Source organism: Bradyrhizobium iriomotense (assembly GCF_018130765.1).
Classification (GTDB): Bacteria; Pseudomonadota; Alphaproteobacteria; order Rhizobiales; family Xanthobacteraceae; genus Bradyrhizobium; species Bradyrhizobium iriomotense_A.
The window spans coordinates 187,621-214,271 of record NZ_JAFCJZ010000002.1; the positions used below are offsets into that span (position 1 = coordinate 187,621).

Annotated in this window: 25 protein-coding genes; 15 read left to right on the forward strand and 10 right to left on the reverse strand. The window is 65.1% G+C overall.

Annotated elements, in window-relative coordinates; genetic code table 11:
* The first annotated feature begins 3 nt into the window (after positions 1-3).
* Both JQ635_RS04370 and JQ635_RS04375 read left to right on the forward strand, forming a co-directional pair.
* On the forward strand, positions 4-666 hold the full coding sequence (locus JQ635_RS04370) for a ParA family protein (protein ID WP_211408644.1): 663 nt from the start codon (positions 4-6) through the stop codon (positions 664-666).
* The gene (locus tag JQ635_RS04375; protein ID WP_211408645.1) at positions 635-1,264 is read left to right on the forward strand and encodes a hypothetical protein; all 630 of its coding nucleotides are present in this window, start codon (positions 635-637) and stop codon (positions 1,262-1,264) included. Before JQ635_RS04370 ends, JQ635_RS04375 begins: the two co-directional genes overlap by 32 nt.
* A 25-nt stretch (positions 1,265-1,289) precedes the next feature.
* On the opposite strand, the gene JQ635_RS04380 is transcribed toward JQ635_RS04375, so the two are convergent.
* From JQ635_RS04380 to JQ635_RS04390, 3 genes are read right to left on the reverse strand one after another with little or no spacing between them, the layout of a single operon-like run.
* A complete protein-coding gene (locus JQ635_RS04380; RefSeq protein ID WP_211408646.1) occupies positions 1,290-2,537 on the reverse strand; it encodes an MFS transporter in 1,248 nt (415 codons plus the stop codon).
* Between the two features lie 30 nt (positions 2,538-2,567).
* On the reverse strand, positions 2,568-2,804 hold the full coding sequence (locus tag JQ635_RS04385; RefSeq protein WP_211403981.1) for a tautomerase family protein: 237 nt from the start codon (positions 2,802-2,804) through the stop codon (positions 2,568-2,570).
* Between the two features lie 16 nt (positions 2,805-2,820).
* The gene (locus tag JQ635_RS04390) at positions 2,821-3,531 is read right to left on the reverse strand and encodes an SDR family NAD(P)-dependent oxidoreductase (protein WP_211408647.1); all 711 of its coding nucleotides are present in this window, start codon (positions 3,529-3,531) and stop codon (positions 2,821-2,823) included.
* Positions 3,532-3,740: 209 nt separating this feature from the next.
* On the opposite strand from JQ635_RS04390, the gene JQ635_RS04395 reads away from it, so the two are divergent.
* From JQ635_RS04395 to JQ635_RS04405, 3 genes are all read left to right on the forward strand, one after another.
* Positions 3,741-4,664: a LysR family transcriptional regulator gene (locus tag JQ635_RS04395; protein ID WP_211408648.1), complete on the forward strand. Its 924-nt coding sequence runs from the start codon at positions 3,741-3,743 to the stop codon at positions 4,662-4,664.
* A gap of 147 nt (positions 4,665-4,811) precedes the next feature.
* Positions 4,812-4,967 carry a hypothetical protein gene (locus JQ635_RS04400; protein ID WP_014493894.1) on the forward strand — a complete coding sequence of 52 codons (156 nt, stop codon included), beginning with the start codon at positions 4,812-4,814 and terminating at the stop codon, positions 4,965-4,967.
* A 146-nt stretch (positions 4,968-5,113) separates the two neighbouring features.
* Positions 5,114-6,043: an aspartyl/asparaginyl beta-hydroxylase domain-containing protein gene (locus JQ635_RS04405; RefSeq protein ID WP_211408649.1), complete on the forward strand. Its 930-nt coding sequence runs from the start codon at positions 5,114-5,116 to the stop codon at positions 6,041-6,043.
* An 89-nt stretch (positions 6,044-6,132) separates the two neighbouring features.
* On the opposite strand, the gene JQ635_RS04410 is transcribed toward JQ635_RS04405, so the two are convergent.
* Positions 6,133-6,672, reverse strand: a complete 540-nt coding sequence (locus tag JQ635_RS04410; protein ID WP_211408650.1) for a Spy/CpxP family protein refolding chaperone — start codon at positions 6,670-6,672, stop codon at positions 6,133-6,135.
* A gap of 164 nt (positions 6,673-6,836) precedes the next feature.
* Here JQ635_RS04410 and JQ635_RS04415 point away from each other — a divergent pair, with 164 nt between their 5' ends.
* The gene (locus tag JQ635_RS04415) at positions 6,837-7,295 is read left to right on the forward strand and encodes a YybH family protein (protein WP_211408955.1); all 459 of its coding nucleotides are present in this window, start codon (positions 6,837-6,839) and stop codon (positions 7,293-7,295) included.
* Between the two features lie 66 nt (positions 7,296-7,361).
* On the opposite strand, the gene JQ635_RS04420 is transcribed toward JQ635_RS04415, so the two are convergent.
* The 3 genes from JQ635_RS04420 to galE form a co-directional block, all read right to left on the reverse strand.
* Positions 7,362-8,063, reverse strand: a complete 702-nt coding sequence (locus JQ635_RS04420; protein WP_211408651.1) for a fumarylacetoacetate hydrolase family protein — start codon at positions 8,061-8,063, stop codon at positions 7,362-7,364.
* 40 nt (positions 8,064-8,103) lie between these two features.
* Positions 8,104-9,906: an ABC transporter ATP-binding protein gene (locus JQ635_RS04425; protein WP_211408652.1), complete on the reverse strand. Its 1,803-nt coding sequence runs from the start codon at positions 9,904-9,906 to the stop codon at positions 8,104-8,106.
* A gap of 118 nt (positions 9,907-10,024) precedes the next feature.
* Positions 10,025-11,038: a UDP-glucose 4-epimerase GalE gene (gene galE, locus JQ635_RS04430; protein WP_211408653.1), complete on the reverse strand. Its 1,014-nt coding sequence runs from the start codon at positions 11,036-11,038 to the stop codon at positions 10,025-10,027.
* 126 nt (positions 11,039-11,164) lie between these two features.
* Here galE and JQ635_RS04435 point away from each other — a divergent pair, with 126 nt between their 5' ends.
* The 3 genes from JQ635_RS04435 (at position 11,165) to JQ635_RS04445 (ending at position 15,151) form a co-directional block, all read left to right on the forward strand.
* A complete protein-coding gene (locus JQ635_RS04435; protein ID WP_211408654.1) occupies positions 11,165-12,202 on the forward strand; it encodes a glycosyltransferase family 4 protein in 1,038 nt (345 codons plus the stop codon).
* Positions 12,203-12,694: 492 nt separating this feature from the next.
* A complete protein-coding gene (locus tag JQ635_RS04440; RefSeq protein WP_211408655.1) occupies positions 12,695-14,245 on the forward strand; it encodes a hypothetical protein in 1,551 nt (516 codons plus the stop codon).
* Positions 14,246-15,151, forward strand: coding sequence for a hypothetical protein (locus JQ635_RS04445; protein ID WP_211408656.1), 906 nt, complete (start codon positions 14,246-14,248; stop codon positions 15,149-15,151).
* Between the two features lie 120 nt (positions 15,152-15,271).
* On the opposite strand, the gene waaF is transcribed toward JQ635_RS04445, so the two are convergent.
* A complete protein-coding gene (waaF, locus tag JQ635_RS04450) occupies positions 15,272-16,363 on the reverse strand; it encodes a lipopolysaccharide heptosyltransferase II (protein ID WP_211408657.1) in 1,092 nt (363 codons plus the stop codon).
* Positions 16,364-16,535: 172 nt separating this feature from the next.
* Between waaF and rfaD the strand changes: the two genes are divergently transcribed.
* The 6 genes from rfaD to JQ635_RS04480 all read left to right on the forward strand — a co-directional run bounded on the left by rfaD (position 16,536) and on the right by JQ635_RS04480 (position 24,499).
* Entirely contained in the window at positions 16,536-17,516 is a 981-nt protein-coding gene (gene rfaD / locus JQ635_RS04455; RefSeq protein WP_211408658.1) for an ADP-glyceromanno-heptose 6-epimerase, read from the forward strand.
* Positions 17,517-17,528: 12 nt separating this feature from the next.
* Complete coding sequence (rfaE1, locus tag JQ635_RS04460; RefSeq protein WP_211408659.1) at positions 17,529-19,013, forward strand: D-glycero-beta-D-manno-heptose-7-phosphate kinase; 1,485 nt, start codon at positions 17,529-17,531, stop codon at positions 19,011-19,013.
* 53 nt (positions 19,014-19,066) lie between these two features.
* Positions 19,067-20,320, forward strand: a complete 1,254-nt coding sequence (locus JQ635_RS04465; RefSeq protein ID WP_211408956.1) for an O-antigen ligase family protein — start codon at positions 19,067-19,069, stop codon at positions 20,318-20,320.
* An 86-nt stretch (positions 20,321-20,406) separates the two neighbouring features.
* Entirely contained in the window at positions 20,407-22,320 is a 1,914-nt protein-coding gene (locus JQ635_RS04470) for a nucleoside-diphosphate sugar epimerase/dehydratase (protein ID WP_211408660.1), read from the forward strand.
* 2 nt (positions 22,321-22,322) lie between these two features.
* Complete coding sequence (locus JQ635_RS04475) at positions 22,323-23,555, forward strand: glycosyltransferase family 4 protein (RefSeq protein ID WP_211408661.1); 1,233 nt, start codon at positions 22,323-22,325, stop codon at positions 23,553-23,555.
* The gene (locus JQ635_RS04480; protein WP_211408662.1) at positions 23,552-24,499 is read left to right on the forward strand and encodes an NAD-dependent epimerase/dehydratase family protein; all 948 of its coding nucleotides are present in this window, start codon (positions 23,552-23,554) and stop codon (positions 24,497-24,499) included. Before JQ635_RS04475 ends, JQ635_RS04480 begins: the two co-directional genes overlap by 4 nt.
* Here JQ635_RS04480 and JQ635_RS04485 read toward each other — a convergent pair.
* Both JQ635_RS04485 and JQ635_RS04490 read right to left on the reverse strand, forming a co-directional pair.
* On the reverse strand, positions 24,487-25,497 hold the full coding sequence (locus JQ635_RS04485; protein WP_211408663.1) for a glycosyl transferase: 1,011 nt from the start codon (positions 25,495-25,497) through the stop codon (positions 24,487-24,489). The two genes, JQ635_RS04480 and JQ635_RS04485, sit on opposite strands and share 13 nt — an antisense overlap.
* On the reverse strand, positions 25,494-26,453 hold the full coding sequence (locus JQ635_RS04490) for a lysylphosphatidylglycerol synthase transmembrane domain-containing protein (RefSeq protein ID WP_211408664.1): 960 nt from the start codon (positions 26,451-26,453) through the stop codon (positions 25,494-25,496). The genes JQ635_RS04485 and JQ635_RS04490 overlap by 4 nt, the downstream gene beginning before the upstream one ends.
* Positions 26,454-26,651 lie beyond the last annotated feature (198 nt).

Below are 26,651 nucleotides of genomic sequence, written 5' to 3' on the forward strand. Positions count from 1 at the left end.
GACATGCACGTCCTTGCCCTGGTCACGCAAAAAGGCGGAAGCGGCAAGAGTACGCTGTCCGTTGGACTGGCGGTGGCAGCAATGCAGCGTGCGGAGCGTGTCGCTCTCATTGAAGCGGACGCGCAAGGTACGATCTCGAAATGGAAAGAGCGCCGCGAGCATCCCTATCCTCGCGTCGAGCGCGTTACCGATTCTGCCGAGATCGAACCGTTGATTGCGCGCCTGAGGGCCGAAGGCGTCTGGCTTGCCATCATCGACACAGCTGCCACGACCAACAGCCTGGCGATGCGCGTCATCGCCTGCGCCGATCTCTGTCTCATCCCGGCGCGGCCGAGCCCGGCCGATATCGAAGCCGCAATCCCTACACTGATCGCCATTCGCAGGCTCAACCGCCGATTTGCCTTCATCCTCAATCAGACGCCGACGCGAGGAGGCCGGCTGAGCGAAGCTGCCACATCGCTAAGCTCGCTCGGCGTGCTTGCGCTCCCGCTTATTGCGCAGCGTAACGATCACCAGGATGCGCTCGGAGCAGGGTTGGGCGTGACGGAGTTCGCGCCGGCGGGCAAAGCTTCGGACGAAATTGTCAGTTTGTGGGGTTGGATCGCGGCGCACGTGGCCGAGGAGTCGGATGATTATGGGAAAGGCGCGCTCAAAGCTGCCTGCTGACGTTGCACGCGCCGGGCGTCGATCGCTGCTGGAACTGGCGGCGGAAGTGAGCCGGGCGGTCGACGAGGGCTTGGCCATGCCGCCGGGCTCCGCCGTCTTCCCCCAGGATGCGCCGCCGATCGCGCAGGAAGAAGCGCCTGCTCCGATGACTGTTCCGGTACAAGAAGCGGCCAGCGTCATCGTTGCAAGACCTGAACCTCCGAGCAGTACCACCACTGATCTCATCGTGGACATGGCCAAGGAGTATCAAGCCCGCGCTTTGGACGGCATGAGCGCTACGCTCAACTACGCCAATGACCTCGCAAAGTCACGGCTGGCCGGTGTGACATCGGAGGTCAATGGAACCGCCGTCGCGGCAAGTGACCTCATCGACGCGATTGGAACGGCAGCCGAGTGTCGCACCGTTGTGCTCGAACTGATGAAGGTCAATGCGGGCGCGACCTTGGAGTATGCGCGGGAGCTAGGCCGTGCAAACACGTTGGCGGAGCTGGTTGAGCTGTCGGGCACGCATGCGCGAAAGCAATGTGAGTTAGTCCTGAAGCAAACCGAGTTGCTGAGGTCGCTTGCCCAAAGCATGACAAAGCCCAGTGCCAGGTGATGCCGCTCGCCTGCCGTCATCGCGCTCAGGATCTACGCGGGACGATCAGGGCGAGGCCGAGATCGATCGCCAGCGCAAGGACGACCGCGCCGCCACCGAGGCCGAACAGGACCAGATAGTCCCCACCGGTCTGCGCGTAGATCCAGGAGAAGCCGTACGCGGCCGCCGCTTGGAACAGCGCAAAGCTGGTGGTGGCGTGGCTCCAGGTCGCGCGCTGCTGTTCGCTCGAATGAGGCACGAGCTCGTGGATGCGTCCGAGCACCAGCGGCACGATGCCCGGCGTGAAGCCGCCGACCACGACGCTGGACACGATCAGTGAGAGAGGCGCGGTGCTGACGGTCGGCAGCAGCACGGCCGCCGCCTCGATCAGAAACGCCGCGCGCAGGGCGGGACCAAAACCGGAGCGGTCGCCGAGATGGCCGGTGACGAGCGGACCGGCGATCGCGCCGAGGCCGTACAGCACCCAGTAGCGCGATCCCGCGGCAATGCCCTGGCCGAGCCCCCGCGCCACGAAATCGACGATGAAGACCATGTGCGGCACCAGCGCCACGGCATTGAGGCCGTACTGGACCAGCAGCGCACGAGTGGCCGTCGATGCATGGTGGTGCTTCGCGTGATGGTGTGAAGGCGTAGCATCGGCCTTGGCCTCAGCAGGCCAGTTCCACCAGCTCGCGAGTGTGAGCACGGCCGAGAGTACGCCGAGGCCGTACCAGCTCTGCTGCAAACCCTGTTGCAGCAGCAGCGGCACCAGCGTGCCCGATGCCGCGACGCCGAGCCCGACGCCGGCAAAAATCACGCCGCCGACGATGCCGCGCCTTGCGGGCGAGGTGTGCGGCAGAATGACGGACGCTGCCAACACCATGATGATGCCGCCGGTGAGGCCCGACAGAAAGCGCCAGGCGAAGAACCAGATGAACGACACCGGGGCCGAGCTCGCAAAGAAGGAAAGCGTGGCAAGCAGCATCATCGCCCGCAGCGCGCGGACCGCGCCGATGCGGTTTGCGACGGCGCGAGCCGCGAGCGCGCCGGCGAGATAGCCGGCAAGGTTCGCAGCACCGAGATAGACGACATCAGATGCGCTGAACCACTTTGCTGCGATCAGCGCCGGGATCAGCGGCGTATAGGAGAAGCGGGCGAGGCCGAGTCCGACCAGCGATGCCGACAGGCCCGCAACTGCATATCGCCAAGTTCTTTGTGAAGTTGATTGTGAGTCTGGGCCCGGCCGCGGGTGCGGCCGGGTCTCGACGTGTCGCTTCGTATCTGCGCTGGTCATGTCATTCTCCTGCGCGCGATGGCGCGCGGATCATCCTGTCTGGGCGGCGCGGCGGCGGCGGAATTCCTGCACGGGCAGGCCGCCCCAGCCCCAATTGTCGGTGTCGACCTCCTCGATCACGACGAAGGTGGACTCGAGCGGCTTGCCGAGCACGTCGAGCAGGAGCTGGCTCGAACCCTTGATCAGCGCGGCCTTCTCCTCCGCCGTGAGCGACGCCGCACCCGGCGTCGTTCCTTCGCGGGTCACTTGAATGGTGACGATGGGCATTGTCTTTCTCCTCGGCTCAGTGGCCGGCGCTCTGGCCGCCGTCGACATGCAGGATCTCGCCGGTGACGAAGGAGGCACGTTCGAGATAGAGGACGGCATCGACGATGTCGGACATCTCGCCCATGTGGCCCACGGGATGCATCGCGCCGTACTGCGCATGCGTCTCGACGGAGTGCATCGGAGACTTGATGATGCCGGGTGACACCGCGTTCACGCGGATGCCGCGCCTGGCGTATTCGATCGCAAGCGATTTGGTCGCGGCGTTCAGCCCGCCCTTGCTCAGCGAGGCCAGCACCGAGGGCACGTTGGAATTGGCGTGGTCGACCAGCGTGGTCGTGATCTGGACCACGTGACCGGACCCCTGCTTCTCCATCTCGGCGATGGCGAGCTGCGTGATGTTGAAGAAGCCCGCAACGTTGGTGCCCATCACTGCCGCGTAATCTTCGGCCGTGTATTGCGTGAACGGCTTGGCGACGAAGATGCCGGCATTGTTGACCAGCGTGTCGACGCGGCCGAAGCGGGCGACAGCCTGCGAGACCACGCGCTCTGCGGTGGACCGGTCGGCGATGTCGCCGGGGACGGCGAGGACGTCATCGTCACCAGACGGCTTGATGGAGCGCGCCGTTGCGACGACGCGATAGTTGCGATCGCGAAAACCCTGGACCAGGGCGGCGCCGATACCCTGCGATGCACCGGTGATGATGGCGACCTTCTGCTCGATACCCATGACGGGCTCCTGTTGTTGGCTTGAGGACCTGCGCCAGCAGCGGCTGGCTTGCCCGGTGAGGTACGCTGCGGCGGCTTGCTTGCGAATATCCGTTGCCCGGCAGACACTCTTCCGCGGCGCGAACGAATGCCGGATCGGCTGCCCGGCAGCAGTTGTCGTGGCCGCAGCGAACGCCTAGTTTGCAGCCGAAAACTCGGGGCGGGACGCGCATGGATCGTCTGGATGCGATGAAAGTGTTCGTCCTTGCGGTGGACGAGGGCAGCCTGGCTGCCGCAGGGCGCAAGCTCGGCCGCTCGCCGGCGGCGGTGAGCCGTGCCATCGCTTTTCTGGAAGAGCGGGTCGGTGCCGAGCTGCTGCACCGGACGACGCGCTCGATCAAGCTGAGCGAGGAGGGCGAGCGCTATGTCGCTATCTGCCGCCGCGTGCTCACCGAGCTGGAGGAGGCCGAGGACATCGCGGCCGGACCGCGCACGGCGCCGCGCGGTCTGCTCACGATCACCGCTCCGGTGGTCTCGGGCGAGATGGTGCTGCGGCCGATCCTCGACGCATTCCTCGACGCCTATCCGACCGTGTCAGCCAAGCTGCTGCTGTTCGACCGTGCGGTCAACCTGATCGAGGACGGCGTCGACGTTGCGCTTCGCATCGGTCCGCTGGCGGATTCGGCGATGGTGGCCATGCGGGTCGGCGGGATCAGCCGTGTCGTGGTGGCAGCTCCCCGCTACCTGAAACAGCATCCGCGCATCACCGAGCCGGGCGATCTCGCAAAACACCAGATCGTCGCGATGGCGCATCTGCCCAATTCCTGGACCTTTGCGCCGCAAGCCGGCTCATCGGCGCCGCGCACCGTGCAGTTCACCCCGCGGCTCGTCGTCAACAGCACCTATGCGGCGGTGGCCTCCGCTGTGGCCGGGCGCGGCGTGGCGCGGATGTATTCGTACCAGGTGGCGGAGCAGGTCGCGCGCGGCGAGCTCGAGATCGTGCTGGCGGACGATGAGGATCCGGAGATGCCCGCACATCTCATCTGCCCGCAGGGCCGGCTTTCGGTGCCCAAGGTGCGGGCTTTCACCGATTTCGCCGTGCCCCGGCTGAAGAAGCAGTTTGCGCTGCTGAAGAAGAGCATCAAGGCGCGCTGAAGTGCTTCGCGCCGTCCGCAATGCGTTGTTTTGCGTATACGGCGGGTCGGCTGAATCGGCGATGGTTCCCAAACGGTTAACGCCGATTTAACGGATGAGTCCTAGCCTGTCTCGGCCGGGGTTACTCGCAAGGCCGAGGTGAGCCCAATGGAAGCCCAGAAGATCGCGGTCGACGCCGTCGTCGCGCTGACCGATTGCGATCGCGACGCCGTGATTGCGTTCATCCGCCGGCTCTATCTCGCCGGCGTCACCGACCCCAAGCGCCTGACCTTCAAGGGCCTGCAGGCACTGTCGCGGGCCTGATTCGGCTCGTTTCGGCCGGTTCGGCCCCCAAGCTCCAACCCCTTGCTCTCTCCGACGTGATTGCAACCCACCGGTGAATATCTTGCTGCTGGGTCCGGGGCGGAGTAGATGACGTCCCCGGCTGGGTCACTGGGGAACTTGGGGAAATGTTGAAACAGCTTTTTGCGCCGCAACTCGTCATTTTGTATGTGCTTGCGGCCTCGACGATCTACGTTCACTTCCGCGGCAAGCAGCGGCTGCGCTTCGCGCGCCAGCTTGGCGACCACTCGACCTATCTCGCGCCCTACAACGTGCTGATGTACGCCGGCTCGGCGGTGCCGAACAGGCCGGTGATCTCGGTCGAGCAGTTTCCGGAGCTCAAGCCGCTCAGCGAGAACTGGGAGACCATCCGCGACGAGGCAGTGCGCCTGTTCGACGAGGGCTTCATCCGCGCCGCTGCCAAGAACAACGACTGGGGCTTCTACTCATTCTTCAAGAGCGGCTGGAAGCGCTTTTACCTGAAATGGTACGACGACTTCCTGCCGTCGGCGAACACGCTGTGCCCGAAGACGGTGGAACTGCTCAAGTCGATCCCGAGCGTGCATGGTGCGATGTTCGCGATGCTGCCGCCGGGTGGCAAGTTAGGGGCGCACCGCGATCCCTTTGCCGGCTCGCTGCGCTATCACCTCGGCCTCGTCACGCCGAACTCGAACAAGTGCCGGATCCTCGTCGACGGTGTCGAATGCGTCTGGCGCGACGGTGAAGCCTTCATGTTCGACGAGACCTTCATCCACAGCGCCGAGAACGCGACCGACGTCAACCGTATCATCCTGTTCTGCGACGTCGAGCGTCCGATGAAGTATGGCTTCATGACCGCGATCAACCGCTGGGTCAGCCATCACATCGTCAAGGCGTCGGCGACCCAGAACGTCGACGGCGAGAATGTCGGCGTGCTCAACAAGGTGTTCGGCAAGCTCTACGAGATCCATCTCGGCAGCCGCAAGGTCAAGGAGTGGAACCGCAACGTCTATTACACGCTGAAGTACTCGCTGACGGCGCTGATCCTCGGCCTGATCGTGCTGTCGGCGTTGCGGTAAGCCGAGGTGCGTAGGGCGGACTGGCGACTTGTCCGCCCTACCGCGATCGCCTGATCGCCGATGACGGTGAAACACGCGGTCGGCATGGTCTAGTGATGATGCTTGTGCCCTGAGGCGCGGTCAGGATTCTGGTAGCCCCGTAGCTCTGCATATCGCTGCATCTGGCTCTGATCGAGAAAGGCAGCGGTCGACAGATGATATTTGAGGTGGCTCTCGCGGAGCCGGCCCTGAGTTTCGGAAATCGCTGCAATGCTCGCCTTGAGCGACTCCGATGTCACGACGCGGGAAGAGAATAGGTCTTCCAGGGCTCTCTCTTGTTCGACGAGCTTGTTACCCAGCGGAACAGTCTCTTGCTTCATGGCATCGAACAGACGCTGAACCTGGACGCGTTGATCTGGGGTCAAGTCGAGGCGATCACCCAGTTCGAGAACGTGACTTGGGCCGGGATATCCATTGAGTTCGGCGGCAAGAGCCAAGCCCATACCGCGCCCGGCGCGAAGATCGTCCACCTGCTGTTGTGACAGCGCCTTGATGGGGCGCTGTTCGAGGCCGGCATAGGGTTGGCTGGACTGCGCACTGGCTGCACTGCAGGTGAGGACGAGTGAGGCCGCAAGCAGAAGGCGTCTCATGAATCTGGCTCCATCAAATCGAGCGGGCCGATGTCGAAGCATCAGGCCCGGCTGTGACCTTGCCTAATCGCGATCGGGTGGTCTCGGGGTCCAAGTCTTGCTGGATGGTTCGGCTCATGGCAACAAAGTTTGCCGTGATTGAGCAGACGAACATGGAGCAGGCAATGGCGCCCTTGCCGACCGCGAACACCGAAACCGTGCAGTTCTTCCGCCAGTGGCTGGACACCTTCGCGGGCTATGTCCGCGAGGTCGACTACGCCTCGGCGCGGCCGCTGTTCCATCCCGACGTGCTTGCCTTCGGCACGCACAACGATGTCATTCCCGGCCTCGATCAATGGGTCACAACGCAATGGGACAACGTCTGGCCGAAGACGGCCGACTTCCGTTTCGTCCTCGATCAGACCTCCGTTCTGGCGTCTGCCGACGGCACGATGGCGACCGTGATCGCGCCGTGGACGAGCACGGGCTATCATCCCGACGGCAGCGCATTTCCGCGGCCGGGCCGAGCGACGATGGTGTTCTGCAAAAACGCTGACGGCTGGCTGTGCGTGCATTCGCACATGTCGCTCAATCGCGGTGTGCCGCAAGCAAGCCACGCCAACCGGCCGGTGAAGGCCTGGTAGATGCGGTCCGAATAGAAAAGGCCCCGGATACGTCCGGGGCCTTTTGAATTCGAGATGTGCCGCCACCTATTCCGGCTGGCCGATGCTCACCTTCAGCGTGCCGACGCCGTCGACGCCGCATTCGAGCTTGTCGCCGGGCTGGAGCTGCGACACGCCGGCCGGCGTGCCCGTCATGATGATGTCCCCGGCGGCGAGCTTCACCTGCTGGGAGAGCTGCCAGATCGTCTCCGGCACGTTCCAGATCATCTGCTCGAGATCGCCGGTCTGGGCTTCCTTGCCGTTCACCGTCAGCCAGATCTTGCCCTTGGTGGGATGACCGATCTTGGAGGCCGGCTGCACCGCGGAGGCGGGCGCGGAGCCGTCGAACGACTTGCCGATCTCCCACGGACGCTCCTTCTTGCGCGAGGCGATCTGGAGGTCGCGGCGGGTGAGGTCGATGCCGACGGCGTAGCCGTAGACGTGGTCGAGCGCCTTCTCCGCGGGGATGTTGAGGCCGCCGCTCTTGAGCGCGACGATCAGCTCGACCTCGTGATGAAGATCCTTGGTCAGCGGCGGATAGGGAATGGTGGCGCCATCGGGCACCAGCATGTCGGCGTGCTTGGCGAAGAAGAACGGCGGGGCGCGCTCGTCATTGCCCATCTCGCGGATGTGCTCGAGATAGTTGCGGCCGACGCACCAGATGCGGCGCACCGGATAACGGCCGCTCTCCCCGACGACGGGAAGCGAAGCCTGGGGCGGAAGCGGGATGACGTAGGAGGCGGCGTTCATGGAGCGGTCTCGCTGCTCTTGGTGGGGGTGGTAAGGAACTCTATGCGGTTGCGCTGATCGGCGCCAGAGCGCCGGCGTCGCGATGCTGCAGGCGGAAGAACGAGGCGTAGCGCCCGCCGCGGCGCAGCAGCTCGTCGTGGCGGCCCTGCTCGACGATCTCGCCGCCTTCGACCACCAGGATCGCGTCTGCGTGCATGATGGTGTGCAGGCGATGCGCGATCACGATGGTGGTGCGGCTCTGGCAGAGATGCTCGATCGCCTCCTGCACCTGCCGCTCGGATTCGGAATCGAGCGCGGCGGTGGCTTCGTCGAGCAGGATGATCGGCGCGTTCTTGAGCAGCGCGCGCGCCACCGCAATGCGCTGGCGCTGGCCGCCGGAGAGCTGCGTGCCGTGCTCGCCGACCGGCGTGTCGTAGCCGAGCGGGAAGCCCATGATGAAATCATGCGCGCAGGCCGCCTTCGCGGCCTCGACGATCTCGTCCTGGCTCGCGCCCGGCTTGCCGAAGGCGATGTTGTTGCGGATGGTGTCGCGGAACAGATAGACGTCCTGGCCGACATAGGCGGTCTGGGCGCGCAGTGATTTGCGCGAGACCGAAGAGATCGGCTGGCCGTCGATCACGATGTCGCCCTGCGTCACCTCGTAGAAGCGCAACAGCAGCGCCAGCACGGTCGACTTGCCGCCGCCGGAGGGGCCGACCAGCGCGGTGACCTTGCCGGGCTCGGCCGTGAAGCTCATGCGATTGAGGATGGTCTCATTGGCGCGATAGGAGAAGCTGACGTCGCGCAGCTCGATCCGCGCGTCGGAGAGCTTCAGCGCCGGCTTGTCGTCGTCGGACTGCTCGCTGGCGGGGCTGTCGATGATCTCGAGCAGCATGCGCGCGCCGACGAGCTGGCTGTTGAGGTCGATGTTGAGCCGTGCCAGCCGCTTGGCCGGCTCGGTCGCCATCAGGAACGCGGTCATGAAGGAGAAGAACGCGCCGGGCGTGGCGTTGAGCGCGACCACGGCATAGCCGCCGTACATCAGGCAGCCGGCAACGGCGAAGCCGCCGAGCATCTCCATCAGCGGGTTGGAACGGTTGGCGACGCGGGCCATCTTGTTGGCGTTGCGCTCGACGATCGCGATGTTCTCGTCGATGCGCTTCTGCATGGTGTCTTCGAGCGTGAACGCCTTGACGGTGCGGATGCCCTGCAGCGATTCCTGCATCGTCTCCATGATGTCGGCGGTGCCGGTGAACTGGTTGAAGGCGAGGCCCTTGATGCGCTTGACCAGCTTACGCAGCACCAGCATCGCCGGCGGCACCGCGACGAGGCCGATGAACGACATCAGCGGGTCCTGCCACACCATCACGCCGATCATGGCGAGCAGCATGAGCAAGTCGCGGCCGATTGCGTTGACCAGCATGTTGAGCACGTCGGTGATCGACTTGGCGCCGGCCGTCAGCCGCGCCAGGAACTCGGACGAATGCCGCTCGGAGAAGAAGCCGACGCTTTCGCGCATCAGCTTTGCGAACAGCTGGCGCTGGTTGGTGGCAAGGATCGCGTTGCTGATCTTGGTCAGGATCACCATGTGGCCGTAGGTCGCCACGCCCTTGATGAAGAGCAGGATCACCGTGATCCCCGAGAACATCGCGATGCCCGGGATGTTCTTGTCGACATAGGCCTGGTTGATGACCTGGCCGAGCACATAGGTCGCGCCCGCGGTCGATCCCGCGGCAAGCGCCATCAGCGCGAAGGCGACGAGGTAGCGCCGCCAGTAGACGACGCCCTGTTCCGTGACCAGGCGGCGAATCAGGACCGCTGCCGCATAGGGATCGTCGGTGATTTTCTTTGGAAACTGGGCCATCCGTAGTCCATTGACGGCGCAGGACAAAGCCTGCCCGCGCGTCAGGGATCGAATGGCCTCTGTGCCCGCTCAAGCGGGGTTTTTCAAGCCCAATTAAGGGCTTGCGTCCGGACGGAATCTAGGCCGAGACGGCCTGGCGGAGTTCGCCATGGCGCTCGCGGAACAGCTTGTCCTCCCAGGCCAGCGCATGGGCTGCGATGGTCTCGAGGTCGTCATATTGCGGCTTCCAGTCAAGCAGGCCGCGGATGCGGCTGGTGTCGGCGACCATGGTCATGATGTCGCCGGGCCGGCGCGGGGCGTACTGGACGGCGAAGCTGCGGCCCGAAACCCGGCGCACGGCGTCGATGGTCTCCAGCACCGAATAGCCGCGGCCATAGCCGCAATTCAGCGTGGTCGAGGCGCCGCCATCGCGCAGGTAAGCGAGCGCCGAGCGATGGGCCTGCGACAGGTCCGTGACGTGGATGAAGTCGCGGATGCAGCTGCCGTCCTGGGTCGGATAGTCGGTGCCGAACACGTCGATCTTGGCGCGCTGGCCGGTTGCGGCCTCCACCGCGATCTTGAGCAGATGCGTGGCGCCGACGGTGGCGAGCCCAATGCGCGCCTGCGGATCGGCGCCGGCCACGTTGAAATAGCGTAGGGTCACGTACTGCATGCCGTAGGCGGCGGCGACGTCGTGCAGCATGATCTCGGTCATCAGCTTCGACGAGCCGTAAGGCGACAGCGGCCGCGTCGGCGCGTGCTCGGGCACCGGCACCTGGTCGGGATTGCCGTAGACCGCCGCGGTCGAGGAGAAGATGAAGCGATTGATGCCGCGCTTGACGGCGACGCTGAGCAGGTTGCGCGCGGTGACGAAATTGTTGCGGTAATAGCCGAGCGGATCGCGCATCGAATCCGGCACGACCACCGAGCCCGCGAAATGGATAATGCTCTCGATGTTGTGCTGGGCGATCACGCCCTCGAGCAGGTTCTCGTCGCCGGCGTCCCCAATGAACAGCGGCACGCCTTCCGGCAAGTACGCCGAGAAGCCGGTGGAGAGATCGTCGATCACGACGACGTCCTCGCCGGCTTCCGCCAGCGCCAGGACCGTATGACTTCCGATATAACCGGCGCCGCCGGTGACTAGCACAGTCATGATCTCACCCGTCTTCGATCAACGCGGGATGCTAGCGTCTGCGTGGTGAAGAGGGGGTATCGGCAGAGCTGAACTGGTCACTATGCTTAATGTTGCGTATAGGGGGCCTGTCAAACGGAGCATGACGTGGCGAATTCCCAGGGCGATCTCGAGGTGATCGTGCCAAATCTGCACAGGCGCTATTCCGGGGTCACTGCGACCAACCGGATGGTGGCGCCGCGGCTGGCGAAGCTGTATCGCGCCGCCTGGTTCGGCTCGGACGCGCCGGCGGGGATCGCGCGGCTGAGCGGCGCTGATTTCCTGCGGTTTTGGCGCCGCAAGGCGCCGCTGATCTGGCACGCGCGCCGCAACAACGAGATGATCGCGGGCGTGCTGCTGCGCGCGCTCGGCTGGCCGCTCAAGCTGGTGTTCACCTCGGCGGCGCAGCGGCACCACAGCTGGATCACGCGCTGGCTGATCCGGCGCATGGACGCGATCATCGCGACGAGCGACATCTCGGCCTCGTTCCTGAAGGTGGAGGCGACCGTGATCCCGCATGGCGTCGACACCGACGTCTACGCGCCGCCGATCGATCGCGCTGCGGCCTTCGCGGAAGCCGCGCTGCCGGGCCGCTACGCCATCGGCTGCTTCGGCCGCGTGCGGGCGCAGAAGGGGACTGACGTGTTCGTGGATGCGATGTGCCGCCTGCTGCCGCGCTATCCGGATTTCATCGCCGTCATCGTCGGTCAGGTCACGGCCGAGCAGACGCCTTTCGCCAACGACCTGAAGAAACGCATCGAGGCCGCCGGCCTGCAATCGCGCATCGTCATCACCGGCGAGCTGCCGATCGAAGCGGTGCAGCGCTGGTATCAGCGGCTGACGATTTACGCCTTCACCTCACGCAATGAAGGTTTTGGTTTGACGCTGATCGAGGCGATGGCGGCCGGCAGCGCCCTCGTTGCCGCGCGCGCTGGAGCTGCCGAGCTCGTGGTCGAGGATGGTGTGAGCGGCGTGCTGGTTCCGACCGGCGATGCCGACGCGCTCGCCGCGGCGGTCGAGCCGCTGATGCGCGACGTGGCCGCTGCGACAGTGATGGGCGAGCGCGGACGGGCGCGGGTGCTCGAAAGATTCAGCCTCGATGCCGAAGCTGCGCGGATCGGCGAGGTCTATCGGCCGCTGCTCTGAACTTCCGTTTTGGCCACCGAGACAAAAAACTCGCAAAACAACCCCATGCACAGTAGCCGAGGATAACAGAATCAATGGCTTGGCGGCAGGTGTTGTCTCTTGCGGATTTTACGAAGTCGATTTGACCTGTCGGGCAAAACAGTGCTAGACAGGTATCGTCCCAAAATGCCCGATTACCCGTAGTTGCGGGCCCGCAGTCCGCGCGCTGTGGCGAATGGACCGCTCACCATTTAATCAAGCCGGCGTCTCGCCGCGCTGGTTCTTTTGGCGTTCTGACGCAGGAAAGTGACTTCGAGCTCGTCGCCGTTGACACGGTCGAGCCGGCACCCGCGATATGGTCAACGTTACAATTCAGCTACGCGCATGCGAACAATTGCGCAGTTTCACGCAAAATTGGGCATCGGGCGCATTGGAAGTTGACGACATCGGTGGATGCTACCTAATTGCGCGCAGCGGCCGCGAAGACGGAGGCCGTTGCGTGAGCGAAGCCAAATGCCAGACCGCATGTCTCCTTCCGATCGCTTCAATGCGCTGCCCTTGGTGCCACCCTTCGTCGTCATCTACTTCCTTGCCCTGATTGGACAGACACTGATCGCGCTCATCCCAGGGGCGATCACGCTCGGCCTGTTGCTGTTCATCCTCCCGGGGCAGATACTGATCGCGGCTCCGACGTTGCTTTATTACTCTCTCGCTGCACTCCCCGGATATCTGCTGGCGCGGTTCCTTGGAAGCAATTTGCTTGGCGCCACGGTTGCGGCGGTCGCGCTCGCGGCGGCTGCGCTGCTGCCGCATTACCGCAGCCAAAACCAGCTCGAGAAGCTGCTCGCGACAGATGTCACGGGTCCAGTGCCATCGTCATTCCAGCCGCGATCCTTTGAGCTTCCGTATCCCGAGCGTGACAATTACTGGACGAATTGGCGGCAACCCGAAAGCCACGATCCGACCCCTCCGCCGCCCTGCGCGGATCTTTGCCAGCAGTTGCTGTTCAAGGGGCATATCGACCACGTCATCATCCGAGACCATAACGCGCGTGGCGCCCGGATGGTCAGCACCGAGACCCAAAAGAGAGGGCTTGACGGCTCGATGCAGCGAATGGTCGAAGTCACATGGCTGCCGCGCTGGAGGAGATTTCACCTCGAACATCGCGAGAGCTGTCCCGAGACGCTGAGCCTCATCGCGGCTGAATTCGTTCATGAGGTTGTCGGCGGCCGCTGCTTGATCGAAGACACCGTCGATCAGCGCGAAGCCGATGTCGTCGTGTCATTGTCCAAACCCCTCGATGTACAGGGCGATGATGGCCAGTTTCGTCCGGATCTGAATATCGCGTTCGCCAACATTGAATCCGACCCGATCACCGTCACGATTGCCGAGCAGCATGACAGCAACCTCGTCCCGGCCGAGATCAGGACGGCGCTGCACGCGAGCAATGCGCGCGTTCCGTTCTATTTCACGACGAGACGATGTGGCGGAGGTGAAATTCCCAATCTGTGCCTCGCCGCGGCGACCGAACCTTTTGCAAACAGCCGCGCGGATCCGTTCGAGATGATCAATCGCCGTTATGGCTTCCCGGTGGTGCCGGGATCCAAGCCGGCCCGCCTATCTTCCGCGCCCACATCGGAGAATGACCGGGCGACAGTGAATGCTATCCTGAGACAGGACTACGGAGCTGGATTGATTCCAACGACGCAGTCGAAACTCGTCGCAAGTTTCCTCAGTGCAAGGCTCAAGAACGGACAACTCAATCAGGACGATATCGAGTTGATCCGGTTGGCGCTGAAGCAGCATGCCTTTGCCGCATCGATCGAGACCGACAAGCTGTCGTCAGACACCTATCAGGCCCTGAAGCCGCTGCTGCCCGATATGTTCGAGCGGATCGCCTATAGCGCCGAGGGGCAGCAGGAGATGGTGCAGTCGCTGAACGTGATGCTCGGGCACTATCCAGCCGAGGATACAAACCCGTACTCGTCCACGCTCTGCCAGGATCCCAAAAACGCCCGTTTACGTGTCTGCTATCAGCGGGAATTTCGCACGCGCACGAAGTGATTGCTCTTTATCGGGACGCTCGAGGCTCTCTCCTGCCTGGCCGATGCTGCCACTATTGAAGCGGAAGGTTGTACGCTGATGGCCGGCCCTTGCATTGCGAGTCGTGTGATTGCGTTTGTTCTGATCGGCGGATCGGCAGCGTTTTCTCAATCAGTTCCGGCCACAGCCGAGAGGCTCACTTTTGATCCGAAACTGTGCAAGGAGGGCGAGCGCGACAAAATCTACGTCTCTCTTGGTCGATACGTATTCCCGATGGAATATGCCGAGCAGCAGGCCGTCGTCTACGATCCACTTTTACCGCATGAGTCTCGTCGGGTGCTGAGGCCGCCTAACCCCGAAGAGCCGAAAGGGTGTTTTGGCAACCCGCTACAATCGGGCAGCTATGCGCTCTTTACGCCGGCAATTCTTGCAAAGGGTGGACAGCTTGTCTCGTTCGCCTCAGCGCTTCAATTGTTGACGCTGCATAGCATCGATAGAAGCGGGCAAAAGGCAGACACGATTTGGATGGGCGAGGCATCACAGTTGGGAATTGCCGGATCGACTTGCCGACAGTCGGCTATTCGGGAAGAGCTGCCAAACGGCATGTCAGTCTGCCGTGTCAGGCCGAATGATTCAACTATTCCTCAAGAGGAATGGGGCGCAACGTACACAGCCAGACCCGGAGTCTACGAGACCCCAACCAACCGGGCGTTCGTGGTGAACTGCTCCGGCACACGCTTTCCATGCGACATCGCCTATGAAGTGACGCACGATGTCTGCGTGAGCTATAGACTCTTTCCTCACTACAAGGGCAGTTCAGCACCGATCGATCGCATCATTGAAATCGACCAATCCATCCGCACGACAATTTCCGCGTCAATCGTAAGAGACTATCCTTGGCCTGATCCGGTGATGGATAGCCGCTAGCCAGAATTTGGAGGAATGTCGCCTTCTGGCTCATCGCGTCATTGGTCGACGTTTTAGAATTTGGTCGCAATCGGTGCATAGCGGACTTTGGCGAGCCGCCCGCCCGGCGAATTTAAGGGTTTAACTTTGGCGCTTGTGCGCCCCCGCTTCACCCAGCACCCGCTCCGCAATCCCCACCACCTCCGCCGCCGCAATGTCCCGCATGCAGCGGTGGTCGTTCATCTTGCAGATCGTGCTCTGGCAGGGCTGGCAGGAGAGCACGCTCTTGTCCTGGACCACGGTGGCCGCAAGGCCGTTGAGGGGGGCCCAGAGATAGGGGCTGGTCGGGCCGAAGATGCCCATGGTGGGCGTGCTGAGCGCGGCTGCGATGTGCATCAGGCCGGAATCGTTGGAGATGGCGACGCCGGCGGCGGCCATGGCCAGCACGCCGTTGCGCAAATCGTTGCCGGTAAGGTCCCGCACCCCAGGGCCGCCTGCGGTCCCAGGGCCGCCGGCCGCCACGATCTCCTGGGCGAGGCTCTTTTCGGCGGGGCCGCCGACCACCCAGACCTCGAGGCCACGCTCGACCAGCAGGCGGGCGGCCTCCGGATAATAGGTCCAGCGCTTGGAGACGCCGACCGAGCCGGGGGCCAGCGCGACTGCGGCGCCGGCGCTGAGGCCGTTGGCCTGCCGCCAGCGCACGATCTCCTCGGCGGGAACGCGCAGTTGCGGTGCCGGCCATTCCGGGGGCAGGGGGCCGCCGTCGGGCTGGGCCAGCGCTGCGTTCTTGTCGATGAAGCGGGGCAGCTTCTTCTCGCCCCAGCGCCAGCGGTTGAGCAGTCCGAACCGGAACTCGCCGACAAAGCCGACCCGTTCGGGGATACCGGCCAGCGCCGGCGCGATGGCCGCTTTCCAGGTCCGAGGCAGCACCAGGGCTGTGCCATAGTTCCGCTCGCGCAGGAGCTTGGCCAGGCCGAACTGGCGGCCTACGGCGAGGCGGCTGCGGGGCAGGTCCCAGATAATGCCCTGGCGGACGCCGGGCATGTAATCCACAAGCGGGGCGCACAGGGACGTGGTCAGCAGATCGACCGGCCGGTTCGGCCAGCGCTCCTTCAGGACCCGCACCACGGTGTGATTCCGGACGAAATCGCCGATCCACATGTAGGGAATGATCAGGATCGGGCGCGTGTCGTCCCGATCTGCATATCCACTAAGTTGCGAATCTTGGTTCATTTGTTAATAGGGCCGAAGGCAGGCTGATGTGGCGGTTCGGTTAGCCGCTCCAGGCGGGAACGTAAAGCAGGGAGAGCACGAGTCCAAAAGCGCCTGCCCAAAATGCTTACACTTTGGCGGATGATGCGCTACGGCAGGATCGGGTCTTAAGAAAATCGGGCAGGTAGGTGGAATGTTGCTGGTGACCGGCGGGGCCGGTTTTATCGGATCGAATGTCGTGGCCGCGCTGAATGACGCCGGCCGCAGCGACGTCGTGGTGTGCGACCTGCTCGGCAACGACGGCAAGTGGCGCAACCTCGCCAAGCGCCAGCTTGTGGATATCGTCCCGCCGGGCGAGCTACCCGACTGGCTGAAGGGCCGTAAGCTCGACGCCGTGATCCATCTCGGGGCGATCTCCGCCACCACCGCGACCGACGGCGACCACGTGTTCGAGACCAATTTCCGGATGTCGATGCGCCTGCTGGACTGGTGCACGGCGGGCGCCGTGCCGTTCATCTATGCCTCCTCGGCAGCGACCTATGGCGACGGCGAGGCCGGCTTTGGCGACGACGCCTCGCTGCCGGCACTGAAAAAGCTGCGGCCGATGAATCTCTACGGCTGGAGCAAGCACATGTTCGATCTCGCGGTCGCCGGGCGCGTAGCGAACGGCGATCCGCTGCCGCCGCAATGCGTGGGCTTGAAATTCTTCAACGTGTTCGGCCCGAACGAATACCACAAGGGCTCGATGATGAGCGTGCTGGCGCGCCGCTTCGACGACGTCAAAGCGGGCCGCGTCGTGCAGCTGTTCAAGTCGCATCGCGAGGGCATCGCCGACGGCGACCAGCGCCGCGACTTCATCTATGTCGACGACGTCGTGCGCGTCATCATGTGGCTGCTGGCGACGCCCGCCGTCTCCGGGCTCTTCAACGTCGGCACCGGCAAGGCGCGCAGCTTCAAGGACCTGATGCTGGCGGCTTATGCCGCGCTCGGCACCGGGCCCAACATCGAATACATCGACATGCCCGAGAACATCCGTGGCGCTTACCAGTACTTCACCCAGAGCGAGGTCGATCGCCTCGGCCGCGCCGGCTATAACGGCGGCTTCACGACGCTCGAGGACGCGGTGAAAGCCTATGTCGGGGACTATCTCGACCGGCCCGACCGATTCCGCTGAGGCTTTTTGATCATGGCGACGCCCATTCTCGATTTCGACGCCCTCGCGCAAACGATCGCAAGCCGCACGGTGCTCTGCATCGGCGACATCATGCTGGACGAGTTCGTCTATGGCGAGGTGTCGCGGATCTCGCCGGAAGCACCGACGCCGGTCATCGCCGCCCAGCGCAGCGAGATCCATATCGGCGGCGCCGGCAATGTCGCACGCAATATCGCTTCGCTCGGCGCGCGCTGCATCTTCGTCGGCCTCGTCGGCGAGGACGATGCGGGCAAGCGGCTCGCATCGGCGCTGGCCGAACATGCCGGCATCGAGAGCGTGCTGGTGTGCGATCCGTCGCGACCGACCACGCGAAAAGTCCGCTTCGTCTCCGAGCATTTTTCCACGCACATGCTGCGCGCGGACTGGGAGCAGGCGATCGCGGCCTCCGACGCCGTCGAGACCGAGCTGATCGAGGCGATCCTGCCGCAGATCGCGCGCGCCGACATCGTGCTGCTGTCCGACTACGCCAAGGGCGTGCTGACCGCGCGCGTGATCCGCCACACCATCGATGCCGCGCGAAAGCTCGGCAAGTCCGTCATCGTCGATCCCAAGAGCCTGAACTGGGCGATCTATCGCGGCGCGACGCTGCTCACGCCCAATCGCAAGGAATTCGCGGAAGCCACCCGCAGCCGCGCCGACACCCCGCAGAGCATCGTCGATGCCAGCGAGGACGTGATGCGGCTTGCCGATTGCGAGGCGATCCTGGTCACGCAGGGCGAGCACGGCATGACGCTGGTGCCGCGCACCGGCGAGGCGGTTCACGTTCCGGCCGTCCCGGTGAAGGTGCGCGACGTCTCCGGCGCCGGTGACACCGTCGCCGCTGCGCTGGCGGTCTCGCTCGCGGCGGGCGCGGACTGGGACACGGCGCTGCGCGTGGCCAATGCCGCCGCTGCCGTCGCGGTCGGCAAGCAGGGCACCGCCAGCGTCAGCGCGGCCGAGTTGCGGCGCAAGATCCTGCCGCACGCTTATCTGGCGGCCGAGGAGAAGATTGTGCTCGAACCTGAAACGCTCGATGCGCAGCTCGCCGAATGGAAGCGCCAGGACCTCCGCGTCGGCTTCACCAACGGCTGCTTCGACATCCTGCATCCCGGCCACGTCAAGGTGCTGACCGCGGCGCGCGCCGCCTGCGATCGCCTGATCGTGGGCCTCAACAGCGACGCCTCGGTGCGGCGGCTGAAGGGCGCCGATCGCCCCGTCCAGGACGAGCGTGCGCGCGCCGAAGTGCTCGCCGCGCTCGAAGCCGTCGATCTCGTCGTCATCTTCGAGGAGGACACGCCGATCGAGCTGATCACCCGGATCAAGCCTAGCGCACTAGTGAAGGGCGGCGATTACACCCGCGAGCAGGTGGTCGGCCACGAGGTGGTCGAGGCCGCGGGCGGGGTGGTCGTGCTGGTCGACATCCTCCAGGGGTTCAGCACGACGGCCCTGGTGCATCGCGCGCGGGGAGGGGCCAAGTGACTGCTCAAGTGACAGGTCAGGCGACGACGCTGGCCCGGGAGACGGCCGGCCAGATGCTGTCGCGCCGCTTGCGCAGCCCGGCAGCCTGGAACGAGACGGTCGACTGGTTCGCCATCCTGACCGCGGCCTCGCTGCCCTGGTCGACGTCGCTGGCGGGGATCTTCAACGCCCTGACGCTCCTCTGCATGGTGCCATTCCTCGACGTCCGCGCGTTCCTGCAATCGCTGAAGCGTCCGATCTGCGCTGCGCCGATCGCGCTGGTCCTGCTCGCGCTGGTCGGCACGCTGTGGTCGGACGCGGCCTGGGGCGCGCGCTTCTATGCCGTCAATCCGACCGTCAAGCTGCTGGTGCTGCCGGTCCTGCTCTACCATTTCGAGCGTTCGCCGCGCGGACGCTGGATCTTCGTCGCCTTCCTGGTGTCCTGCGCGCTGCTGTCGGTGATGTCCTGGCTGGTCGCCGTGTACCCGAACCTCGCGCTCAAGAACGATCCGCCGGAGCGCGGCATCTTCGTCAAGAACTACATCGACCAGAGCCAGGAATTCGCGCTGTGCGCGGTCGCGCTCGCCTATCCCGTCGTGATGCTGCTGCGCGAGAAGCGCTATTGGCTCGCCGGGCTGCTCACCGCGTTGGCGCTCAGCTTCTTCGTCAACATGGCGTTCGTGGTGGTGTCGCGCACCGCGCTCGTCACGGTTCCGATCATGCTCGGCGTGTTCGCGCTGCTTCATCTGAGCTGGCGCAACATCGCGATCATCTTCGCCGCTCTGATCGCCGGCGCAGCCATCGCCTGGCAGGCCTCGCCGCAATTGCGCAAGACCGCCGACACCTTTGCCAGCGACTACACGCGCTATGTCGAGAAGGGCGAGCCGACCTCGGCGGGCCTGCGGCTCGAATTCTGGCGGAAGTCGCTCGGCTTCTTCGCGGAGGCACCGATCAAGGGGCATGGGACGGGCTCGACGCGCGGATTGTTCGAGCGCGTCGCCACACCCGCTGGTCAGTACCAGGCCTCCGCCGAGGTGATCGGCAACCCGCATAACCAGACGCTGAACGTCGCCGTGCAATGGGGCGTCATCGGCATCGCCGTTCTCTACACGATCTGGATCCTGCATCTGCGCTTGTTTCGAGGCGACAGCCTCGCCAACTGGGTCGGCCTGCTGGTCGTGGTGCAGAACGTCTTCACCTCGCTGTTCAACTCCCATCTGTTCGATTTCCACGAGGGCTGGATGTACGTCATCGGCGTCGGCGTCGCCGGCGGCATGGTGATCCGGGCACAACAGGCCGAGGCGAAGATGGGGGAAGCCGGTTCCTGAACGGCCGCGCGGCTGGCAAGTCCTGTAAAGATGGGCTATCAGCGCGGTCAGGTTGCACCCCCAATGGGATATTCATCGGTCGGCGGATGACGCGTCTTTCGCATCTCACCTTGCGCAATTTCCTGATCGCGCTCCACGACCTGCTGGCGACCACGGCGGCGCTGTTCGTCGCCTTCTATCTGCGTTTCGAGGGCGGCGAAGGCTTCTACGACCGCCTGCCGCTGCTGTTCCAGATCCTGCCCTACTTCCTCGCCTTCAGCGTGGTCGTGTTCTTCGTCTTCAACCTGACGACGACGAAATGGCGCTTCATCTCGCTGCCGGACGCGATGAACATCATCCGCGTCGCGAGCGTCCTGACGGTTGCCCTGCTGGTGCTGGACTACATCTTCGTCGCACCCAACGTCCGCGGCGCCTTTTTCCTCGGCAAGGTGACGATCGTCCTCTACTGGTTCCTCGAGATCTCGTTCCTCAGCGCGCTGCGCATGGCCTACCGCTACTTCCGCTATACGCGGGTGCGGCGTCATGCCCGCACCGACGATGCGGCGCCGACGCTGCTGATCGGCCGCGCCGCCGATGCCGAGGTGCTGCTGCGCGGGATCGAGAGCGGAGCGATCAAGCGGATCTGGCCGGTCGGCGTGCTGTCGCCGTCGAGCTCGGATCGCGGCCAGCTGATCCGCAACGTGCCGGTGCTCGGCGGCATCGACGACGTCGAGGACGTCATCGCCGACTTCGCCAAGCGCAACAAGCCGATCGCGCGCCTCGTGATGACGCCCTCGGCGTTCGAGCCGGAGGCGCATCCGGAATCGATCCTGATGCGGGCGCGCAAGCTGGGCGTGATCGTCAACCGCATGCCCTCGCTGGAGAGCGGCGATACGCCGCGTCTGACGGCGGTCGCGGTCGAGGACCTGCTGCTGCGGCCGAGCGAGAAGATCGACTATGCGCGCCTCGAAGCCCTGATCAGGGGCAAGGCGGTGATCGTCACCGGCGGCGGCGGCTCGATCGGTTCCGAGATCTGCGAGCGCGTCGTCGCCTTCGGCGCCGCGCGTCTGTTGATCGTGGAAAATTCCGAGCCGGCGCTCTACGCGGTCACGGAGGCGCTCGCCGCGCACGGCACGGCCGCCGCGATCGAAGGACGGATCGCCGACATCCGCGACCGCGAGCGCATCATGCGCCTGATGGCCGAATTCAAGCCTGACATCGTGTTCCACGCCGCAGCCCTCAAGCACGTGCCGATCCTCGAGCGCGACTGGAGCGAGGGCGTCAAGACCAACATCTTCGGCTCGATCAACGTTGCCGATGCCGCGCACAATGCCGGCGCCGAGGCCATGGTGATGATCTCGACCGACAAGGCGATCGAGCCGGTGTCGATGCTCGGCCTCACCAAGCGCTTCGCCGAGATGTACTGCCAGGCGCTCGACCATGATCTCGCCGCAGGCAGCAGCAGTGCCAAGCCGCCGATGCGGCTGATCTCGGTCCGGTTCGGCAACGTGCTGGCCTCGAACGGCTCGGTGGTGCCGAAATTCAAGGCCCAGATCGAGGCCGGCGGTCCGGTGACGGTGACGCATCCCGACATGGTCCGCTACTTCATGACCATCCGCGAGGCCTGCGACCTCGTCGTCACGGCGGCGACGCATGCGCTCGGAACGGCGCGCCCGGACGTGTCGGTCTATGTCCTCAACATGGGCCAGCCGGTGAAGATTGTCGATCTCGCCGAGCGCATGATCCGCCTCTCCGGCCTGCAGCCCGGCTACGACATCGAGATCGTGTTCACCGGCATGCGGCCAGGTGAGCGGCTGAACGAGATCCTGTTCGCCTCGGAGGAGCCGACCCGCGAGATCGGCGTGGCCGGCATCATGGCGGCGCAGCCGAACGAGCCGCCGATGCAGACGCTGCGCAAATGGATCGCAGCGCTGGAGCAGGCGATCGCCCGCGACGATCGCGCCACGATCAGGACCATCCTGAAGGATGCGGTCCCGGAATTCGGGTCGACCGCGGCCTGACCATGCAGCCCCAAGACAAGATCGCTGGCAAGATCGTCGTCGCGAGCCAGCATTATCCGCCGGATCCGAGCACAACCGCGGCGATCATGGCGGAGATCGCCTGCCGCATCGCTGGGGATCACGAGGTCGTTGTGCTGTCGGGCTCGCCAGGCGCGCTGCCGGTCGCGCAGACCGGCCCCGGCAAGCCGCGCGTTGTTGCGGTCAAGAACCGGATGGCGGGCAAGGCGGCGCTGGTGCGGCGCGGCCTGTCCGAACTGCTGTTCGCATCGCGCACGTTCCTCGCACTGATGCGGGAGCTGCGGCGCGGTGATGTCGTGCTCACGGTCACCGCGCCGTTCATGCTGCCTTATGCCGTTGTCGCCGCCGCAAGGCTCAAGGGCGCGCGCTCCGCGCTGATCATGCACGACCTCTTTCCCGACGTGCTGGTGATGGCAGGCCTGCTGAAGCCGGGCTCGCTCGTGACGCGGACGATGCGCGCCGTCAACAGCCTGATGTTCCGTGCGCTCAACGCCGTCATCACCATCGGCCGCGATGCCGAGCGGCCGCTGCTGAGCTATTCCGGCATGCGACGGAACAAGATCCGCTTCATCCCGAACTGGGCGACGCTGGTGCCCGGGCCGCGTCCGCTGTCGCCGGACAATCCGTTCCGCAAAAAGCTCTCCGCCCGTTTCGTCGTCGGCCTGTCCGGCAATCTCGGCTTCACCCACGATCCCGAGATCGTGTTCGAGGCGGCGCGCCTGCTCAAGGGTGAGCCTGACATCCATTTCCTGCTGTCCGGCTGGGGCATCGGCTTCGCGCGGCTGACGCAGTTGCAGGCGGAAGCAAACCTGCCCAATGTGTCCTTCGTGGCCCGGGTCGAAGACGCCGAGCTCGAGGCGTTCCTGGCGTCGGCCAATCTCTGGATCATTCCATACCGCAAGGACGTTGCAGGGGTGTCGGTGCCGAGCCGGTTCTACAATCTGCTGGCGGTCGGCCGTCCCGTGGCGCTGGTCTCGGAGCCGGAGGCCGAGGCAGCGTTGACGGTGGTGGAGAACGGGCTCGGCTGGGTGGTGACGCCGGGCCGCGCCGATCAGCTCGCGGACGCAATCCGTGCGGCGTCCCGTTCCGACGACGGTGTCATGGCGGAGCGCGCGGTGAAGGCGGCGGCGAGGTTCGATCGTGCCACCGCGATGAACGCCTATGCCGCGCTGGTCGACGAATTGTTGCGCAACCCGGACCTTTCGGAGCCGCGATGAGCGAGAGCAAACCGGTCGTGCTGGTGACGGGAGCGAGCGGCTTCGTCGGCCGTCATGTCGTGCCCGCGCTCGCACGCGCGGGCTGGTCGGTGCGCCGCGCGGTGCGCAGCCCTGAAGGCGTCGAGGACGAGGTCGTGATCGAGACGATCGGTCCCGAGACCAACTGGCAGGCGGCGCTCGACGGCGTCGACGCCGTCGTCCATCTCGCCGCGCGCGTGCATCACAAGCACGAGGAGCACGCCGTCCAGCTCTACCGCAACGTCAACATCGCCGGCACGCTGCATTTGGCGCGCGCGGCGGCCACGGCCGGCGTGCGCCAGTTCATCTTCGTCAGCACCGTGCTCGTGCACGGCCGCAGCAACGAGGGACGCGCGCCCTTCAGCGAGAACGACATCCTGACGCCGCGCGGGCTCTACGGCATGTCCAAGGCCGCCGCCGAGGCGGGCCTCCGGACGCTCGCGCGCGAAGGCGCCATGAAGATCTCGGTGATCAGGCCGCCGCTGGTCTACGGAGCCGGCGCCAAGGGCAATTTCGCGCTGCTGACGCGTGCGGTCACCCTGGGCCTGCCGCTACCCTTTGCCGCGATCTGCAATCACCGCGCCTTCCTTGCCGTGCAGAACCTGTCGTCGTTCATCCTGCGCCGGCTCGCCCATCCCGACCCCGCCAGCAATTTCGAGATCTTCCTGGTGGCCGACAGGGAACAGGTCTCGACGCCCGAATTCATCGAGCGCCTGGGGCAGGCCGCCGGCAAGGCCCCGCGGCTGTTCCGCGTGCCGCCGGACCTGCTCGGTATGCTCCTCAACGTGATGGGACGCCAGGATACGCATGACAGCCTGATCGGCTCGCTCGAGCTCAACATCTCCAAGGCGATCGCAACCGGCTGGCAGCCGGAGGTCTCGCTCGACGAGGGCTTGCTGCTTGCGCTGTCGGCTCAGGAGACTTGAGGGCGGGAGAAGCGCCGCAGCACGAAGCCGACCGCGATCGCGCCGGCGAGCAGCGCGGGCAGCGTGACCGTCATCGAGCCGACGCGAACGGTGACGATGGCAAGCACTGCGAGCATGAGGTTGAGCGCGAACACCTCGCCGATCACCCGCCGAACGGTGAACCCGTTGTCGGTCGCACGCTGATAGAAATGCGAGCGGTGCGCCGACCAGAACTGCTCCCGGCGCGCGATGCGGCGAAACAGCGTGATGGTGGAATCGGCGAGGTAATAGGCCGGCAGCAGCAGTGCTGCCGCCGCTTGCCCTTGCCAGGCGAGTTCGAGCAGGCACCAGCCGAGCAGGAGGCCGATCGGCAGGCTGCCGACATCCCCTAGGAACACTTTTGCGACCGGCTTGTTGAAGGGCACAAAGCCGAGTATGGCGCCGCACAGCGTGGTGGCGACGAGCGCGGCCGGCCAGGACAGGTCGCCCAGCCATCCGAGCAGCAGCAGCGCCGCGGTGACCGGCACGACTTCGGCCACCGTCATCAGGTCGAGCCCGTCCATGAAGTTGACGAGGTTCACGAACCACACGCCGGCGAGCAGGATGAGTCCGCGCTCCAGTGCAAGCGGCAGCGCCGGCACGATCCGCGCCGTCTCGGGTGCGGTGAACACGATGGCGCCGACGCAGGCTGCCTGCAGCACGAGCCGCACGGTCACCGGCAGCGACACGATGTCATCGGCGAATCCGACCAGTGCGATCACGATCGTTGCGACGACCAGCGCCGGCGGGATCGCGACGTTCGCCCGGGCAGCCCACACTGAGGCGACGAGAAGCGTCGCGCCGATCACCGCGATGCCCGCGCCCTGCGGGGTCGGGATGCGATGCGAGGAGCGCGCATTTGGCCGCGCCAGCGCGTAACGCTGGAGCAGGGGGCGGCTGGTCCAGGTGACGAGAGCCGATATCAGCGCGGCGATCGCAACAGCCAGCAGCGAGGCGAGCGCGTCAGCAGGCGGGCTCACTCCGGCGCTCCAAGCGGCGCCGACCCCTGCGCGGCTTTCTCCGCGCTCAGGATCCAGACGAGGCCGCCGACTGCGCCGACGATGAAGGAGACCGCGCCGAACAGCAGCGAGACGTTGACGCCCTCATTGGTCGCAAGCCCCGCAAAGCCGAAGGCCAGCCCCATCGTGGCCTCGCGCACGCCCCAGCCGGCGATCGAGATCGGCATCATCGTGATCAGCATCACGGGCGGTATGAGAAGGAAGACGTTGCCGAAGCTGACCGGCGCGGCGATCGATTGCACGACGCACCAGGCGCTGACGACGGTGAGCACATGCACGGTGAGCGACAGGATCACGACGGCCGGTCCGCGCGCGCGGCTGAAGATCACCCGGTTCGCGATCACGGCGCAGGCGTGGAGGTGATGGGTGGCCCACCACGTCTTCAGCCAGCGCCATTTCAGCGCGCCGAACACCAGGAAGCCGAGGCCGCCTGCGAGCGCGGCGAGATCGACCAGCAGCAGCGCCGAGCGCCCGTGCGGATCGGCGATGAGGGCGTAGCTCCAGGGCAGGCTCGCGACGATGACGATCGCAAGTGCGATCAGGCCGATCGCACGGTCGACGAAGATCGAGTATGTCGCCGCGCGCCAGCCGGCGCCGGCGCGCGCGACCAGCCACAGCCGGACTGCATCGCCGCCGATCGCGGAGGGCAGGGTCTGGTTGAAGAAGGTGCCGATCACGTTGTAGCGCATGGCACGGGCGAGTTCGAGCGGCGCGCCGCATTCGGCGCTGACCTGCCGCCAGCGCAGCACGCCGACGAAGATTTGCAGGAACGTGACGGCGATCGCGAGGCCGATCCAGAACAGGCTGGTCACGGTGAAACGCGAAAACAGTTCGGACAGATCGACCTTGCGCAGCGCCAGGTAGAGCAGCGCCGCGGAAATCAGGATCTTGGCCGCAGAAAGCAGGATTCGGCGCATCTCGCCCGCATGAACTGGGTTTGCGAAGATTGTGGCAACCCGACGCGAGGCGCCGAATTCGGCCGCTTTGGTATGGTCTTGGCGCCGATCTTGCAATAGCGGTGATCGGAGCGGTGATAGCAGCAGTTATAAGCGGCGGTCATGAACGGCCGTTATGACGGGCCGGACGGTACTTGCGACCCCCTCGATGCGGCGGCT